We start from the raw sequence: 15,963 nt of genomic DNA, 5'->3' as shown, positions 1-15,963 counted from the left end.
TTATAGCGTTTTTCATAGCTATGAGGTACACTTAGTAAAGTAAAACTATTTAGAGGAAAATCATCAATGCAACCCTATTCAATAGATTTGAGAAAAAAAATTATAGACGTGAGAGAACAATAAAATCTTTCAATAAGAAAACTAGCAGAACGTTTTAAGGTAGCCAAGAGCTTTGTTCAAAAATTACTAAAAAGAGCCTGCGTAGACAGGAGATATCAGTCCTAGGGTTCAAGGAGGAAGTCCACCCACAACATTAACAGGGCGAACAATTAGTGACTTTAGTGGAAATAATAGAAGAGAATAATCATGCGACTTTAAAAGAGTTAACTGAATTGCTTGAGTCGAAAACCGAAATAAAAGTAAGTATATCGACAATGGGAGGAATTAGCAATCAACTCAATTATACTTTCAAAAAAAACACTCACGAGCGGCAGAGAAAACAAGCGAACGAGTTCAAAAAGCCCGAGTGGATTTTTGGGAAAAAATCAGGGACATTAGGGCAGAAGACCTGATTTTCATAGATGAATCCGGAGTTAATCTAGCAATGGTACGACTATAGGTCAGAGCCTTAAAAGGTAAAAGAGCGAGAGGATAAAAACCACTAAAAAGGGGAACCAATATTTCTTTGATATCTGCTTTGTCGACTACAGAAGTGGTAGCCTCAACAAATATTTATGGTGCAGTAAATGTCATAACATTTGAAGCATTTATCCTGAGAGAATTAGTCCCTAAACTGTGGTCAGGTGCTTGTGTAGTTATGGATAATGCTAAAATTCATTGCGGAGAAATGGTGAAAGAATTTATCGAAGAGGGAGCAGCCAAGTTAATTTATTGATCTCCTTACTCTCGCGACTTTTACCCGATTGAAAATTTTTGGTTAAAAGTGAAATCTCTGTTAAGAAAACTTAAAGGCAGAAATTATTTAGACTTAATTGATGCAATTACAGATGCTATGCTACAAGTTACTAACTGGGGGGGTGACAAAGAGGTCTACGAGATAGACTGTATAAGGGTTGCAGCCCGCATACCCTGTTGATAAAAGCGGCGTTTAGAAGGAGTTAACTTCATTAACTGTTCCACCTCCAAAGAATATTGTTCTAGATAATTAACCCACTTTTCTCCATCTAATCCAACACCAAATGTACTGCGTCTGCGGTATCTTTTCTTGGGTTCTGTGCGACGAGATACATATTCTTGTACCTGCTTTTTCTTCAGTTCATTACCTTGAAATATTGCTGAACAGTACGCCAGTGTCATGAGCAGAATTATGTTAATAAGTCGGTTCCCTTTGAGGCTTGTTCCTTCAAGATCGTAGCCTCCTGTTTTACAGTCTCGGAACATTTCTTCAATTCCCATCCGCTGCTTATAAGCATTGAGCGCTGCTCGCAATGAGCCTAAGTCCGTGAGAATAAACCAGGCTTCTTTAACTTGATATTTCCCATAGTTCCTTTTCCACTTACAAGCAAGCTCAAACCCGGTCGCAGGTAGAGTTTTCCTCACTTTTTTCCCTTGAACATACTCATAAGTTCCGGGTACTATTCCTAATTCATCCAACCGTTGCCAAACTAAATGTTCTGTTTCGATACAAAGATTCTTTTTCAGTCTTAAGCAAAAAGACACACCCTTTTCCTTAAGCCAGTTTCCCAAATCAACAGAACAAAATTCACGGTCTCCTAAAACGATGACTTTATATTCTGAAAATAATGGTAAAACTTGCTCTAAATTGGTAGTTTGTGACTCGAAGTTACTATTTCCTAATTTTGCGGGCAGCGACCAGTATAATGGAATTGCTCTTCGCTCCCAAATCAGGCTAACCATAAAGAGATTAATGCACCCCCATTGACTGCGGTCGATTGCAATTGATAAACGAGTACCAATGCGGCAATAAGTGGTCAACCAATAAGTAATTAAGGGGAACCAAATTAATGAGATAGTTAAGTTTGGTAAATCCAGAAATCTTTGTAGTTTTCTACGCCGACTTTCCGTTGTAATTGGGTAAGGAAATACCCGTGCCAGTCGTTCTAATCTCACTTGTTTTTCTGATTGCATCACAGATAGCAAAGTTGTCATTACAAGAAACTGAGCTGATGTCAGTTGTTTTTTTAAATGAGTCTGGTAAAATGTTGGTATCATTATTTTTTGGATAGGCAAGCGTGTAACAATTATGCTGCCTATCTTTTTTTAGCACACATTGGCTCAATCCTCACCACCTCTGGGTTTCAGGCTGGTTGTCACCCCCCCAGAGTTACTAAAAAAGATCTTCATAACTGGTTTGCTCATTGTTGCTACTGTACCTCATGACTATAGAAAACGCTATAAATTCCGTACAAACTCGCATTTCGCTTTCTACCTTTAAAGTGCCACCGTGTTGTTCGGCAATAATATCGCGAGTGAGAGATAAGCCAAAACCGACTGCTTTTGCTGTTGGTTCAGTTGTAAAGAAAGGATGGCAGATTTTGGCTTTAATTTCTAGAGAAACTGTGACGGCATTCTCGCGGAGACAAAGTTCAACTGCTTTTGCTATTTTTTGCGTTTTTACCAATTTTTTGATAGTAAATTTTCTGTTTATAGATCGGTTCTTTGCTGCCCGTTTTTCTGCTTTTGAAATACAGCCAAACAAGCACGATCGATGATATTTATAAAAGCGCTGTTTAAATCCTATAAGCCAATTTCCGACAGAGCGATCGCACTGTCATACTCAGTATAAATTATTATATTTAAGCGGCGATCGGCTGCTGCGATCGCCGCACTGCTACAAGCTTAAGAAGCAGTTTTCAGCATCGCCCTGGCTTCCTCAATATTTTGGGCAACCAATTTGCCCGACTCGATAAAAGCCGATCTTTCGGTATCGCTGAGTTCAAGTTCCACTACTTGTTCGACTCCCTGATATCCCAAGCGGCAGGGAAGTCCCAAAAATATATCTTGCACGCCGTATTCGCCGTGTAAATAAACTGAGCAAGGCAAGAGTCGCGACTGATTAAATAAAATAGATTCTACCATCAAACAGGCAGAAGATGCGGGTGCAAAATAAGCACTACTAATCTTCATCAATCCGACAATTTCTTCGCCGCCGTGGCGAGTCCGCTGTACGAGTCGATCGATCGCCCCAGTATCCATAAGTTGATTGATGGGAATACCGTTGACAGTGGAATAGCGGGGCAAAGGAACCATTAAATCGCCGTGAGAACCGATGACAATGGCATTGATTTCAGCATTTGAAACGCCCAATTCCATGGCAATAAAAGTTTGAAAGCGGGCGGAGTCGAGAACTCCCCCCATACCCATGACTCGGTGTTTTGGCAACTCCGCAGCTTCCCAAGCTAAATAAGTCATGATATCTAGGGGATTGGTGATGACGATTAAGATTGCCTCGGGAGAATGCTCGATCGCCTGTTTTGAGGCTTCGGTGACAATTCGAGCATTGATTTTAATTAAATCTTCCCGATTGATACCGGGTTTGCGCGGCACTCCGGCGGCAATTACTATGATATTTGAGTTTGCCGTATCTGTATAATCATTTGTACCGACAATTTGGCGATCGTGGCGTTCCACTCCCCTTGCTTCCATCAAATCCAAAGCAACGCCCTGCGGCCAACCCTCCACAATATCTAGCAATACTACATCTGCCAGATTTTTCTCAGCAATTCGCTGGGCTAACGTACTGCCGACTTTGCCTGCACCAATAATTGATACGCGGTTTGATGGAGAATTCATTGGATTTTAGATTTTAGATTTTAGATTTTAGCAATCAGCTTAATTGGGGAAAGGTGCGCGGTGTGCACCCTTCGCTACATTAAGAACAGTGATGTTTCGTTTTGGTGAGTTACTTAAAATCTTCGAGTTGGTCTACCCGCAGCCAAATATTCGGGGTGGGAACTTTGCCAAATTTGACGAAGGCATAGTCGCCGCGAACATCCATCACTTCGCCCTTTGTTTCAAATATATACGAGGAAAAGCGCTGGTCGCTGGCTTTGGCTTCTAGACTGTTTTCCAATTTTTCGCGTACAGCGCGAACTATACTGCCTTTCTTGATTGCCATAACTTGCTTTGTTTAGTTTAAAAAACTATACAAATTTTAATCTAGATTTGCCTGGAAAGGACTTCTTCTTTCTTCTGACATCTGACACCATTCTCGCTTAACAGCCCTTTCGGGTCTGTTCCACAATAGTTCAATATTCTTCTGGGCTGGGTGTCCCGCCCGCCCCTGAGAGCCTTATTGACAATGGTACAAGATATCAGTTCTTCCTTCTTCCTTCTTTCCTCTTCCGCCTTCTTCCCTCTTCCTTCTTCCTTCTGCCTGACATCCGTTACATCCGTTACAAAATCCGTTGCCGAACTTCCTTCTTCCTTCTGCTTATTGCTGACACGCGGGGCAAAAATGAGTCGATCGCCCTGCTAATTTTATACGTTCGATGGTTGTGGAGCAAGTGCGGCAGGGTTGGCCGGCGCGATTGTACACCCAAGCGACGCCGCCGTAGTTGCCGTTGACACCTTGGACGTTGAGAAAATTGCTAAAAGTGGTGCCACCGGATGCGATCGCCTTCTGTAAAACTTGAATAATAGCTGTATGGATGCGCCCAATTTGCTCTGCGGTCAAATCCGCGCACAGAGTTGTGGGCATCACTCCCGACAAAAACAAAGTTTCGTCTGCGTAAATATTGCCCAAACCAGCTATCAGTGACTGGTCTAGCAAAGCTGTTTTTATGGGTCGCGCCCGCCTGTGCAGCTTGCGGGCCAAATATTCTGTTGTAAACTCGTCGGAAAACGGTTCGGGCCCTAAAAGTTTCAGACCGATGACAGTGCTGGAAACCTCTGTTTCTGCAGGCACGTACCACATTTGCCCGAAGGTGCGCTGGTCTACAAAGCGCAGTTCTTGGTTTTCTTCAAAAAACAGTCGCACTCGCGCGTGTTTTTGCAGGGGTTCGGATTGGTTCACCCACAGCAGTTGTCCTGTCATTCGCAAGTGAACGCCCAACCAGCCGGCTTTTGAAGGAAGGAGCAAGGAAGAAGGAAGAGGGGAAGAGCTTGGAGTTTGATCCCTAAATTCTCCCCCTTTCCCTTTCTCTCTTTCTCCTTCTGGGAATTGAGATAGTTCTGCCAGTAAATATTTGCCGCGTCTGTACCAGCGGGCGATTGACTTTCCTTTGACTTTTGTCAAAAAATCGGTCGCAGAGATGGAGCGGGCGATCGTGCTGTTTAACAACACGTCTCCGCCCAACATTTCTCGATCGAGGGTTGCTTGATTCAAACCCCGGCAAATAGTTTCAACTTCTGGCAGTTCTGGCACAATTAGCGCTGTTCTGTTCCTTGACCCTGAGGCGAACCTTCGACCGTGCCGGTGGTTTCGGTGCCCGGTTTGCTGTCCGTAGAAGTTTTCGGCTGCTGCGAGGGTGTACCCTGGCCGGTTTTCCGGGTTCTCTCGTCGAGCGTGGTTTGTTTGCCGCCGGAAGCTACTGGAGTCGCTGCTTTCGTTTTTGCTGTGGGTGCTGCCACTTCCACTAATTCGCTTTGGGCGTAGTTGTTGGTGTTGACGCCTGCATAATTTACGGTGTTAAAGCGAACGATAACTGGGTATTTAATGCCGCTTTGGTCTACCGTAGCAACGGTGCCCACTTCTTGATACCAGTAGGATTCTTTGCGGAGAATCCGGACTGTAGAACCGCGTTGAACCATGAGCTTTTTTTCCTTTGCGATGAATAAACGGATCAAGCCATTTTTTTTACTTTAGTCGATCGCGCGACGCATTTAAAGTCTGCACGGGAATTTTTACCTCCGGCGCCGTTTTTTGGCCTACTGTTTGTAAAGAAAAGTAAATACTTTGGTAGGGCGATCGCTGGGGTTGCAAAATAAATAAACTGACATTATCCGTCAAATAAAACCAGTGTGATCGAGTTGAAAACAAACTTTACAAATAGTAGTGAATTGCTACAGTTAAATGTTCTGCGAAATTCTGATAAGTAATGACTGGACTTCACGCAACAGTAATACTGGCGATCAGTGCTGACGGTAAAATTGCAGATGTAGTACGATCGCCCGCGAGATTCGGTTCTGCCAACGACAAAGCCCACCTCGAACAGCAAGTAGCAGCAAGTGACGCGGTTTTGTTCGGCAACGGCACTTTACAGGCTTATGGGACGACGATGAGAGTGATTTCGCCGGAATTGCTCAAACAGAGGGAACTGCAAGGGAAGCCGCCACAACCGGTGCAAATTGTGTGTTCGCGATCGTCCGAATTTGACCCAAACTTGCGATTTTTCCAGCAACCGGTGCCTAGGTGGCTGCTGACGGGGCAAGACAGTAGGGAAACGCTATTGCCGTCTCCGTACCCGACAAAAGACAGTAAGTTCGATCGCACATCTGGCACCATTCTCAAGAACGGGCAAGATGCCCGTTCCACAAAAGATGAATTTTCTCGCTTCACAGGCATCTTGCCTGTTCATAAAAGGCTTATTGAGAATGGTGCAACATCTCACTTCGATCGAATTATCTATGCGAAAACCGCAGGTGGAGAGATTGATTGGATTGATGCGTTTCAACAGCTAGCAAACGTCGATATCAAACGCTTGGCGATTCTGGGGGGGGGAAAACTGGTAGCGTCTGTGCTGGCTGCAGGCTTGGTAGACGAACTTTGGCTGACGGTGTGCCCGTTAATTTTGGGCGGGGCGGATGCACCGACACCTGTGGAGGGAGAGGGTTTTTTGGCGGATTTAGCTCCTAAATTGGAGCTTTTGGCGGTTAAACAGGTGGGACAAGAGGTCTTTTTGCATTATCGGGTCGATCGATCCTCGCGCATTTAACTGGTTCCCAGGCACAGCCCGCGAACCCATGTCTAGAGGAAGATCCTCGCAAGCGCAAGGAAAATCAAGGCTTTTCCTCTGGATCTGCGATACCAGGAAGAGCCTGCTAACAAATGTCGAACAGGGGAAATTATATTAACTTAAATGAAGTTCGATCGCTCTACGCTCAAATCTCCCTATGCTGCAACAGCCAAAACCTCAATATTCTGTAGCCTGGATTAGCAAAATAGGCGAAATCCCGCAAGCGTCGTGGGATGCCCTGGCGATGCCGCTAAAAACTCCATTTCTCGAATGGGATTGGCTGAACAATCTCGAAGTCTCCGGCAGTGCGACAGGTAAAACCGGTTGGCTGCCGCATCACTTAACAGTCTGGCGAGACAAACAGTTGATTGCTTGCGCGCCACTTTATGTCAAAAGTCACAGTTACGGCGAATTTGTGTTTGACAATCAGTGGGCGGATTTAGCCCAACGTTTGGGCGTTAAATATTATCCCAAATTGATGGGAATGACGCCGTTTACTCCCGCTGAAGGCTATCGGTTTTTGATTGCCGAAGGAGAAGATGAAGACGAGTTAACCGGAGTAATGGTAAGCGCGATCGACCATTTTTGCGATCGGCACAATATCTCCGGCTGCAATTTCCTGTACGTCGATCCCGAATGGCGCGAAAGAATGGAACGCCACGGTTTCAGCAGTTGGCTGCACCACAGCTATATTTGGCAAAATCAAGGCTATCAAAATTTTGACAATTATTTAGGCGCATTTAATGCCAACCAGCGCCGCAATATCAAACGCGAACGCAAAGCAGTTGACCAAGCTGGTTTGTTGGTAAAAACGCTGACTGGCGATGAAATTCCCCAAGCCATGTTTGCTCAAATGTATGCTTTTTATGAGAATACTTGCGACAAATTTGGTTGGTGGGGAAGCAAGTATCTGACTAAGCGATTTTTTGAACAGTTGCACCACAATTATCGCGATCGAGTTTTATTTGTAGCCGCCTACGACAAGGAAGATGACAGACACCCGGTGGGTATGTCTTTTTGTTTGTATAAGGGCGATCGACTGTACGGGCGTTATTGGGGCAGTTTGCAGGAAATCGACTGCTTGCACTTCGATGCTTGTTACTATACGCCGATCGAATGGGCGATCGATCGGGGCATCCAAAGCTTCGATCCCGGTGCCGGCGGGCGGCACAAAAAACGGCGCGGCTTTCCAGCTACGCCAAATTATAGTTTGCACCGATTTTATAACAACCGTCTGGCGCAAATTCTCAAGTCTTATATCGGTCAAATCAACGAAAGAGAACAGGAAGAAATTGATGCTGTCAACGAGGATTTACCTTTTACTAAGTTACCTCCGTTGTTACTCGGCGATTGACGGTTGACTGGGAATGTGGAATTGGAAATTGGGAATTAGTAACAGCCCATCGGTGTCAACATAATACTAAAACCCTGTGTATATCTCGTTTGTATCGAAGTTTCGCTCCCCCTAAATCCCCCTTAAGAAGGGGGACTTTGAATGCTCTTCCCCCTTTATTAATGGGAGTTAGAGGGGAGGTAAGAATACTCTTGTCCCCCCCTTATTAAGGGGGGTTAGGGGGGATCGAAACTCAACTATAAACGATATTTATTATGGATTTTCGTCTTAAGTTGACACGAATGGTAACAGTCAACCGTCAACCGTCAACCAATTAACCTAATTCAAAATTACCTTGCCATCTTCCTGAATTTCCAGGGATTTTGTATCAGCGGCCAACTCAGTTGTCGCGCCGAAACTGACTTGCAACATTCCCGGCATCGCGGTTGCTTGGGGGCGAACCAACAGCAATCCGCCGTCTGGGCGCTGGTAAGTGAGGGTGATTGGCACTTGGATGGTTTTCAGCAAAATTTCCGATTGTTCGCCCAGAGTGCGCGGCGGGGTGACGCCTACGATTTGATAATTGATGACAGCATTGGTGGTATTCACCAGTTTAATTACTATCATGCCTTCGGCAGGGGTAACTCGCGCACTGGGCAGTGGGAAGCGGGAAGGCGTGTTTGTGGGTGTAGAGGGCATCCCACTGGGGCTCGGGCTCGCAGCCGGAGTTGGTTGGCTGACGGGTTCTTCAGTTGCTGCGGGAGTGTCTGCAGGCTGGGAAACGGGTTTTCCTTGTTGCGGCGGGGGGCCGCCGGCCTGGGAAAGTGTTGCGAGACTAACGAGTAAACCCCCGCAGGTGGCTGCTAGCAAGCTGATTTTTTTGAACGGTAGATTGTGGCGAAACATAAATAACTCCTCACGAGTTCGATCGAGGTTTTCCAACAAAGTTCATGTTAATCTATGGCGGAAATGAATTTTAAGAGCAGGGTTTGGGCCAGAGGTAAGAAGAACCAGCCTTGAGGGGTAGATTTTTTTATTAACCGCTGAGGGCGCTGAGGGCGCTGAGGAAGAGGGGAAGACAGCAAGTTTAGAGGCGAGATGCTTCTGATTTGTGGGCGGGGAGGGTGACGGTAACGGCGGTACCTCGATCGACTTGGCTGTCAATGCGGATTTGGCCGCGGTGATTTTCGACAATTGCTTTGGCGATGGCTAATCCTAAACCGGAACCGGCGGCGCTGCGGTGGGTGCGGGCGGGATCTGCGCGGTAGAATCGATCGAATAAATGCGGCAGGGCTTCTGCGGCAATTCCGATGCCGGTGTCTGTTACTTTTATTTGCAGCGCTGGATGTAACATCGGCGAATTTCTTTTGTTTTTAGCTGCAAGCTGCAATTCTACTTGAATTTTACCGCCAGAGGGCGTGTACTGCACGGCGTTGCTGACGATATTGGTAAAAAGTCGGGCTAGTTGATCCCAGTCGCCCAAGAGTGTAAAGTTGTCCTCAGCGTTGGGCAGATCGACAATTTCCAAAGAAAGAGAGAGATTTTGGGTAGTGGCGATCGCCTGTTGTTCTTCAATTACCTCCATCAGCAAAGCATCGAGAGGAACCTCAATCCACTGCTGCTGCACGATACCGCTGTCTTGTCTGGCTAAAAATAGCAAATCGTCAACCAAGCGCCCCAAACGGCGGGTGAGGCGTTCGATAACTTGTAGCTGTTGGTACTGCTGCGGTTCGATATCCGGTTCCGCCAAAGCTACTTGGACGTTAGTTTGAATAGTGGCGATAGGATTTCTGAGTTCGTGAGAAGCGTCAGCCGTAAACTGTTTGAGACGCCCGTAAGACTTTCGTATCGGCGCCATCGCCAATCCCGACAGCAGCCAGCCAATAGCCGCCACGCAAATTAGCGTTAAACTCGCGCCCAAAATCAAATCGAGAATTAATTGGCGGATGGGTTTTGTCACTTCAAACCAAGGATGGCTGACTCGCAAATATCCCAGAACTTGGCGGCCGATTTGTACTCGCTGCGTTACTTGTCTGAGGGAATAGTTTTGAGTTGTCCGAATGCTAATTGGTTTGGTAGAAACGCGATTTGTATTTTGTGCAATAGACTTTTCACTACTTAAATTTAGATTTTCCTGCGAACCTGCATTCAAACCGCCATCAAAATCTCTTGTTTCTCCCCTTTGCGCTTCTGCGGTTAAATCCTTCTTCCCTCTATCCATTAAATCCGTGACATCCCGTACATTACCCGTTGCCAAACTTTCTTCTGCCTGAGTTGTGCCCTCAAAGTGCAACTTATTATTAATTATCCAAACTGTTTCGCCGGTGCGGTTAGCGTGAATGGGAATATTCAGCGGTTCCGATAATGTAGACCACAGCAATTCGCCCGTAGGACTGAACCATTCTAAATCAATGTGGTCGTCTTCTACAGCATCGGTACTATCTCGAAAACTCGCTTGAATATTAACTTGCAACTTATTTTTATATTTGGTAGTAGGGAAACTTAGCGGTTCGATAACAAGAGTTCGCTCTATTACTTCCACAACATGATTGAGGGTGTCATCAATGCGATCGATCAAAGTATGGCGGACGTAGAAATAGAAACCAGTGGCGAACACAAGTAACAATACAGCAGTAACGGCAGTGTACCAAATAGCGAGGCGGCGGCGGGTAGCTTGGAACATATTGCGAAGGAAGTTCGGCAACTGATTGTGCAATCGATTCAACAGATTTAACCGATTTAATAACTATAACCTTCTTCTCTTCTTCTCTTCCTTCGTGTCCTAGCGCTTATGCGGTTCGTTTTAAAAAAGCCTTCTTCGCCAATCATCCAAAAAAACGATAACAATATTCTATTATTAATACTTCAGACAGATGTCGAGATAGCTGTCATGGTGGTAATCTACTCGCGAAACTTTTTAGGTATCAAGCCTGTGAACAAATTTTTATTTCGAGCCGCGATCGGGCTGTTAATGGCATTTTTTGGGGCAATTACCTATTTTACAAACGACGTACAAAATCCGGTAACAGGAGAGAGACAGCGGGTGCAGCTTTCTCCCCGCCAAGAGATAGTTTTGGGATTGCAGGCGCGAGATCAAATGGCCTCCAAGTACGGGGGGCTTTATCCCAGCCAGAGTATTCAGCAGTATGTCGATCGAGTAGGAGAACGAGTTGTCAACAGTTCGGCGGCGAAACAAGCGGGTTATCCGTTTGAATTCCACCTGCTGCGAGACCCCGAAACAGTCAATGCTTTTGCTCTACCGGGGGGACAAGTTTTTATTACTGCGGGGCTGCTGCGGCGGCTGAATTCCGAGGCTCAGTTGGCTGCTGTACTGGGACACGAAAGCGGTCACGTTGTAGGGCGCCACGCTGCGGAACACTTGGCAAAACAGCAGTTCGGCAGGTCTTTGGTAACGGCGGTTGGGGTGGCTACTAGCGACGATCGCGGGGGCGGCCAGCAGGCAGCATTAATTGCTCAAGCTGTCAATCAAGTTGTCGGTTTGCGGTACGGTAGATCGGATGAACTTGAGAGCGATCGGCTCGGTTTTCGGTTTATGACCGAAGCTGGTTACGATCCTAGAGGTATTGTTGAGGTGATGCAAATTCTCGGTGCGGCTAGGAAGGGCGAAGCGCCACCTGAGTTTTTGAGTTCTCACCCGAATCCTGAAAACCGAGTTCAAAAGTTGCAAGCTTTAATCGCGCAAAATTACCCTAACGGCGTTCCAGCTAATTTGGTGTCTGGACGCGATGAGTTTGCTAAGAATGTGTCGGGCGGTTAGGGATAATTGCATCGGGCTTTACAAAAGTTATTACTAAAGGCGGATCTAAGTTCGGCTTGGAATTGGCACGATCGACTTAATGAGCGATCGAGCAATTGGAAAGTTGAAAACCATGATTGAATCTTGGATGATTATCGGCGGCGTGACTTTCTCAGTCGCCTTCGGCACTCTGTTTTTTAAACTGCGCGATATTAACTGGGCTGTCAAACTTCAAAGACCGGATTGGATGTTTTTTGAGCCTGCTATTCCCTTCATTTGGACAGTTATTTTTGCTTGCGGGGCCGGCAGCGCTACTTTCGTGTGGGAACAGGAACCCGGTAGTCTCAAAACTTGGCTGCTGATGGCTTTGTACTTGCTTTTAGAAATTGTCACAGTTGCTTATATTCCCGCTACTCTCAGAGCCAAAAGTCTCAAAGTAGGGACGATTTTGGGAGGGGCTGGCGAGATTTTGGGAGTGGTGCTGACGTTGGCTGTTTTGCCGATTTCTCAAACCGCGGCTTTGTTACTTTTGCCTTACGTGATTTGGGGTGCGATCGGCACTTATACTACTTGGGAAATGATTCAGTTAAACCCAGAAGCTGCATAAATATTTGGTGTGGATTGCTGCATAAATATTCGGTGAGTATTTCGTACCTTACACCAAGGTAATTCTGTGCGCAATGCTCACCTTAGATCGAGGCAAGGTGCGCCTAAGATCGCCATCCGAGCATTGTTAGTTTTGAATTTGCTCAAAGCAACATTGGCTGGTTAACCCACCCATCGAGTGAGGAAATCCGCTTGACAGTGTGTGCGTATTGGGTGAGAAAATAAATGAATAAAACTGGTTTAAATTAAAGGATGACGGTTATCAATGGCAATTAAAGACCAGCCCCAACCACCTCGTTTTCGGCAAATTAGCAATATTTTGTTATTGCTCTCAAGTCTGTTTCTGCTGGCCAATATCTTTTTGCCGAATTTGTTCGGGCCGCAAATTCCGCAAGTGCCTTACAGCTTGTTCGTCCATCAGGTTCAAGAACAAGATGTGGCGCGAGCTTCGGTAGGTCAAAATGAAATTCGCTACCAGCTCAAAGGCGAAGGAGACAAACCCGGTCAAGTGCTGTCAACTACCCCGATTTTTGACCTGGATCTGCCTAAACTGTTGCAAGAAAAAGGCGTTGAATTTGCGGCAACTCCCCCTTCCAAAAATGGCTGGATCGGCAGTGTTTTAAGCTGGGTGGTTCCCCCGCTGATTTTTGTGGCGATTTTTCAATTTTTCGCGAACAGGCAGGGTGGCGGGCCGCAGGGTGCGCTGTCGATCGGCAAAAGCAAAGCTAAGGTCTATGTAGAAGGCGAATCGGCGAAAATTACTTTTGCTGATGTGGCTGGAGTAGAAGAGGCTAAAACTGAATTAGTCGAAGTTGTTGAGTTCCTGAAAACTCCCGACAGATTTACGGCAATTGGTGCGAGAATTCCGAAAGGCGTGCTGTTAGTCGGGCCTCCGGGAACGGGCAAAACGCTGTTAGCAAAAGCAGTGGCTGGTGAAGCTGGCGTACCGTTTTTTAGCATCTCCGGTTCGGAGTTTGTAGAACTGTTTGTAGGTGTCGGTTCTGCGAGGGTAAGAGATTTATTCGAGCAGGCTAAGAAACAGGCTCCTTGTATTATTTTCATTGATGAATTGGACGCGATCGGCAAATCTCGCAGCAGTAACGCTAGCTTCGGTGGGAATGACGAACGCGAACAAACTCTCAATCAACTATTAACTGAAATGGACGGTTTTGCGGCGGGCAATACTACGGTAATTGTGCTGGCTGCAACTAACCGCCCGGAAAGTTTGGATGCTGCTTTGTTGCGCCCCGGCCGTTTCGATCGCCAAGTTTTAGTCGATCGCCCGGATTTATCCGGCCGCGAAGCAATTTTGAACATTCACTCTCAAAAAGTGAAGTTGGGCCCGGATATTGACTTGAAGGCGGTCGCCACTCGCACCCCCGGTTTTTCGGGCGCAGATTTGGCAAATTTGGTCAATGAAGCTGCCTTGCTAGCTGCTCGCAACAAGCGCCTAACTGTAGCTCAGGAAGACTTTTATGAGGCGTTTGAGCGCGTTGTCGCTGGCTTGGAAAAGAAAAGCCGGGTGCTCAACGAAAAAGAGAAAAAGATTGTGGCTTACCACGAAGTCGGGCACGCCATGGTGGGTGCTGCGATGACGGGCGGCGGCGAAGTGTCAAAAATCTCGATCGTCCCGCGCGGTATGGCTGCATTGGGTTACACGTTGCAAGTACCGACTGAAGACCGTTTCTTGTTAGATGAATCGGAGTTGCGCGGTCAAATTGCTACACTGCTTGGAGGGCGATCGGCTGAGGAAGTCGTGTTTGGTAGCATTACTACTGGCGCTTCAAATGACTTGCAAAGGGCGACTGATTTAGCTGAACGGATGGTGACAACTTACGGGATGAGTAAGGTTTTGGGGCCTCTTGCTTACGATCGAGGTCAACAATCAATGTTCCTCAATGACGGTATGGGAAATGCCCGCCGCGCGGTAAGTGCTCAGACTGCTGAGGCGATCGACCAAGAAGTGAAGGAAATTGTCGAAACTGCACACCAGCAAGCTGTGGATATTCTGAAAGCCAATCGGGAATTGTTGGAAACAATCACGCAGCAACTGTTGGAAACTGAAGTAGTTGAAGGTGAGGCTTTGCACAAATTACTCGCTGAAGTGCGGCATTTAGATAAGGCTGCGGCTTGAGTTTAAAAGGGTTGAATTAAACCGTATATTAACGCAGATGAGTCCAAATCATCTGCGTTTTGCGATCGTAGTCCACAAAATTGCAATCATTATATATTGCTCCATCCACAACCCCAGTATATTAAAACGGCGATCGCCCACTTGTTGCAGTGTTCGGTAATAGCAATTCATCTTTTATTTGTTCTTTAAATTCCTCGCTAACAACCTCATTAATATTTAAACATTCCACCAATAATATATTCGCTTCATAGTATTTTATTTGTAAGTCAAACTGGTCTTCTGTCCCAGTCCAATTCCAATTAAGGTCACGGTATTCTTTTAACAAATTTTTCAATTCTTCAACCTTTATGGGAGCCTGAATTTGAAACCAGTTTTGGAATTTATTTTTGCTGGTTTTGATAATATTTATATCATTCGCAAGTTCTAGACAGAATTCTTTTAACTCATTGGCCAGCTCAGTATTAGAAAGTATCTGAGTTGCTTGGAGAATTGTAGAAGATACCTTTCTATAGACATCCCTCGAAGACAATTCAGCATAGTCAGTCGTAAAACTCATGAGAATAATTAGAAGGTTAGCAAGTATTAAATCTAGCCCTAAGTCGTCTTTAGTATTAATTTGTGAAAGTTGACAAACATCCCCAAATGCTTCTTCTAATGGATTATAGGATATAAATCCAAAATCCAAGCAAATATCTATACTATGAGTAAGCAGTAGAGTCAGCTTAAAATCGCCAAGCAACGTTGCAAAATTGCTTCCAGGTAAGTTAAACCATGCAGGGGTAGAGTTCCCATCCTCAATAATTTCAACAGTATGTATAGTCTTCAAAAACGAAATATCAAAATAAAAAGCACGTATTACCCCTCGCTTAAGAAGAGATTTAGATTTCTCAGCTTTCTGATACAACCCCATCAAAAATTCCTGGAGGTTAGGAGTTAAAAAGCTAATGTCAATTATTTCTTTAGATTTTCTAATAAAATGAACTGCATCTTGATGAGTATCAATAATTTCAGATGCTAGTAAATATACCTCTCTCCAATGCTGCTTTATAAAATGTTTAGCTAAATATTCTACCCTTGACTGTTTGCAAAACCCCGTCGCTACCAAATACTCTTGAAACGTAAGGTGTGAAAATGACCAAACCTCTTGTGCCCTCTTAATCAACAACCCATGGTGGGATTCCATCGCCCTCAACACCGCCCCACTCTCTGGCTGCCCCATCCCCAAAAACTCCGCAATATACAGCACTTCCGGATGTTATGAGGTACAGTAGCAGCAATTAGTAAACCAGTTTTTGAGATGTTTGGGATTCATTAA

15 protein-coding genes and 1 pseudogene are annotated in these 15,963 nt (G+C 45.5%); 6 read left to right on the top strand and 10 right to left on the bottom strand.

Annotation, left to right across the window (positions count from 1 at the left end; genetic code table 11):
* The first annotated feature begins 66 nt into the window (after nucleotides 1–66).
* A pseudogene (locus tag QUA20_RS29915) lies at nucleotides 67–1,036 on the top strand (IS630 family transposase).
* Here the strand turns inward: QUA20_RS29915 and QUA20_RS29910 are convergent.
* From QUA20_RS29910 to QUA20_RS29880, 7 genes are all read right to left on the bottom strand, one after another.
* The gene (locus QUA20_RS29910) at nucleotides 991–2,133 is read right to left on the bottom strand and encodes an IS4 family transposase (RefSeq protein ID WP_333193901.1); all 1,143 of its coding nucleotides are present in this window, start codon (nucleotides 2,131–2,133) and stop codon (nucleotides 991–993) included. The pseudogene QUA20_RS29915 and the gene QUA20_RS29910 sit on opposite strands and share 46 nt — an antisense overlap.
* Nucleotides 2,134–2,248: 115 nt before the next feature.
* Nucleotides 2,249–2,542, bottom strand: a complete 294-nt coding sequence (locus tag QUA20_RS29905) for an ATP-binding protein (protein WP_333193899.1) — start codon at nucleotides 2,540–2,542, stop codon at nucleotides 2,249–2,251.
* Nucleotides 2,543–2,760: 218 nt separating this feature from the next.
* On the bottom strand, nucleotides 2,761–3,714 hold the full coding sequence (mdh, locus tag QUA20_RS29900) for a malate dehydrogenase (protein WP_333193897.1): 954 nt from the start codon (nucleotides 3,712–3,714) through the stop codon (nucleotides 2,761–2,763).
* Nucleotides 3,715–3,823: 109 nt separating this feature from the next.
* The gene (locus QUA20_RS29895) at nucleotides 3,824–4,039 is read right to left on the bottom strand and encodes an NAD(P)H-quinone oxidoreductase subunit O (RefSeq protein ID WP_015178120.1); all 216 of its coding nucleotides are present in this window, start codon (nucleotides 4,037–4,039) and stop codon (nucleotides 3,824–3,826) included.
* Nucleotides 4,040–4,354: 315 nt separating this feature from the next.
* A complete protein-coding gene (locus QUA20_RS29890; RefSeq protein WP_333193896.1) occupies nucleotides 4,355–5,287 on the bottom strand; it encodes a DNA-formamidopyrimidine glycosylase in 933 nt (310 codons plus the stop codon).
* 2 nt (nucleotides 5,288–5,289) lie between these two features.
* Entirely contained in the window at nucleotides 5,290–5,673 is a 384-nt protein-coding gene (locus QUA20_RS29885) for a photosystem I reaction center subunit IV (protein ID WP_333193895.1), read from the bottom strand.
* A gap of 46 nt (nucleotides 5,674–5,719) precedes the next feature.
* The gene (locus QUA20_RS29880; RefSeq protein ID WP_333193894.1) at nucleotides 5,720–5,872 is read right to left on the bottom strand and encodes a hypothetical protein; all 153 of its coding nucleotides are present in this window, start codon (nucleotides 5,870–5,872) and stop codon (nucleotides 5,720–5,722) included.
* An 88-nt stretch (nucleotides 5,873–5,960) separates the two neighbouring features.
* Here QUA20_RS29880 and QUA20_RS29875 point away from each other — a divergent pair, with 88 nt between their 5' ends.
* Nucleotides 5,961–6,797, top strand: coding sequence for a dihydrofolate reductase family protein (locus tag QUA20_RS29875; RefSeq protein ID WP_333193892.1), 837 nt, complete (start codon nucleotides 5,961–5,963; stop codon nucleotides 6,795–6,797).
* 178 nt (nucleotides 6,798–6,975) lie between these two features.
* Complete coding sequence (locus tag QUA20_RS29870; protein WP_333193890.1) at nucleotides 6,976–8,172, top strand: GNAT family N-acetyltransferase; 1,197 nt, start codon at nucleotides 6,976–6,978, stop codon at nucleotides 8,170–8,172.
* Between the two features lie 318 nt (nucleotides 8,173–8,490).
* Here the strand turns inward: QUA20_RS29870 and QUA20_RS29865 are convergent, their stop codons facing one another.
* Together QUA20_RS29865 and QUA20_RS29860 are read right to left on the bottom strand one after the other, a co-directional pair.
* Nucleotides 8,491–9,057 (bottom strand): hypothetical protein, encoded by a 567-nt coding sequence (locus QUA20_RS29865; protein WP_172189661.1) that lies wholly within the window; start codon nucleotides 9,055–9,057, stop codon nucleotides 8,491–8,493.
* A gap of 181 nt (nucleotides 9,058–9,238) precedes the next feature.
* Nucleotides 9,239–10,834 carry a HAMP domain-containing sensor histidine kinase gene (locus QUA20_RS29860; protein WP_333193902.1) on the bottom strand — a complete coding sequence of 532 codons (1,596 nt, stop codon included), beginning with the start codon at nucleotides 10,832–10,834 and terminating at the stop codon, nucleotides 9,239–9,241.
* 249 nt (nucleotides 10,835–11,083) lie between these two features.
* Between QUA20_RS29860 and QUA20_RS29855 the strand changes: the two genes are divergently transcribed.
* The 3 genes from QUA20_RS29855 (at nucleotide 11,084) to ftsH4 (ending at nucleotide 14,648) form a co-directional block, all read left to right on the top strand.
* Nucleotides 11,084–11,929 carry a M48 family metalloprotease gene (locus QUA20_RS29855; RefSeq protein ID WP_333193888.1) on the top strand — a complete coding sequence of 282 codons (846 nt, stop codon included), beginning with the start codon at nucleotides 11,084–11,086 and terminating at the stop codon, nucleotides 11,927–11,929.
* A gap of 112 nt (nucleotides 11,930–12,041) precedes the next feature.
* Nucleotides 12,042–12,515 (top strand): tryptophan-rich sensory protein, encoded by a 474-nt coding sequence (locus tag QUA20_RS29850; RefSeq protein ID WP_333193886.1) that lies wholly within the window; start codon nucleotides 12,042–12,044, stop codon nucleotides 12,513–12,515.
* 264 nt (nucleotides 12,516–12,779) lie between these two features.
* Nucleotides 12,780–14,648, top strand: a complete 1,869-nt coding sequence (gene ftsH4 / locus QUA20_RS29845; protein ID WP_333193884.1) for an ATP-dependent zinc metalloprotease FtsH4 — start codon at nucleotides 12,780–12,782, stop codon at nucleotides 14,646–14,648.
* A 121-nt stretch (nucleotides 14,649–14,769) separates the two neighbouring features.
* Here the strand turns inward: ftsH4 and QUA20_RS29840 are convergent, their stop codons facing one another.
* Nucleotides 14,770–15,894: an NACHT C-terminal helical domain 2-containing protein gene (locus QUA20_RS29840; RefSeq protein ID WP_333193883.1), complete on the bottom strand. Its 1,125-nt coding sequence runs from the start codon at nucleotides 15,892–15,894 to the stop codon at nucleotides 14,770–14,772.
* Between the last annotated feature and the right edge of the window lie 69 nt (nucleotides 15,895–15,963).

Origin of the sequence: Microcoleus sp. Pol7_A1 (assembly GCF_036701085.1) — a bacterium.
Lineage (GTDB): Bacteria > Cyanobacteriota > Cyanobacteriia > Cyanobacteriales > Microcoleaceae > Microcoleus > Microcoleus asticus.
The sequence above is the reverse complement of the archived record's forward strand: the minus strand, read 5'-3'. Positions and strand labels throughout refer to the sequence as shown.

What these genes read in the sequence shown, in the direction of transcription:
- QUA20_RS29910 (WP_333193901.1), bottom strand. Translation starts at nt 2,133, where the DNA reads ATGATACCAACATTTTACCAGACTCATTTAAAAAAACAACTGACATCA.
- mdh (WP_333193897.1), bottom strand. Translation starts at nt 3,714, where the DNA reads ATGAATTCTCCATCAAACCGCGTATCAATTATTGGTGCAGGCAAAGTC.
- QUA20_RS29895 (WP_015178120.1), bottom strand. Translation starts at nt 4,039, where the DNA reads ATGGCAATCAAGAAAGGCAGTATAGTTCGCGCTGTACGCGAAAAATTG.
- QUA20_RS29885 (WP_333193895.1), bottom strand. Translation starts at nt 5,673, where the DNA reads ATGGTTCAACGCGGTTCTACAGTCCGGATTCTCCGCAAAGAATCCTAC.
- QUA20_RS29875 (WP_333193892.1), top strand. Translation starts at nt 5,961, where the DNA reads ATGACTGGACTTCACGCAACAGTAATACTGGCGATCAGTGCTGACGGT.
- QUA20_RS29870 (WP_333193890.1), top strand. Translation starts at nt 6,976, where the DNA reads ATGCTGCAACAGCCAAAACCTCAATATTCTGTAGCCTGGATTAGCAAA.
- QUA20_RS29865 (WP_172189661.1), bottom strand. Translation starts at nt 9,057, where the DNA reads ATGTTTCGCCACAATCTACCGTTCAAAAAAATCAGCTTGCTAGCAGCC.
- QUA20_RS29860 (WP_333193902.1), bottom strand. Translation starts at nt 10,834, where the DNA reads ATGTTCCAAGCTACCCGCCGCCGCCTCGCTATTTGGTACACTGCCGTT.
- QUA20_RS29850 (WP_333193886.1), top strand. Translation starts at nt 12,042, where the DNA reads ATGATTGAATCTTGGATGATTATCGGCGGCGTGACTTTCTCAGTCGCC.
- ftsH4 (WP_333193884.1), top strand. Translation starts at nt 12,780, where the DNA reads ATGGCAATTAAAGACCAGCCCCAACCACCTCGTTTTCGGCAAATTAGC.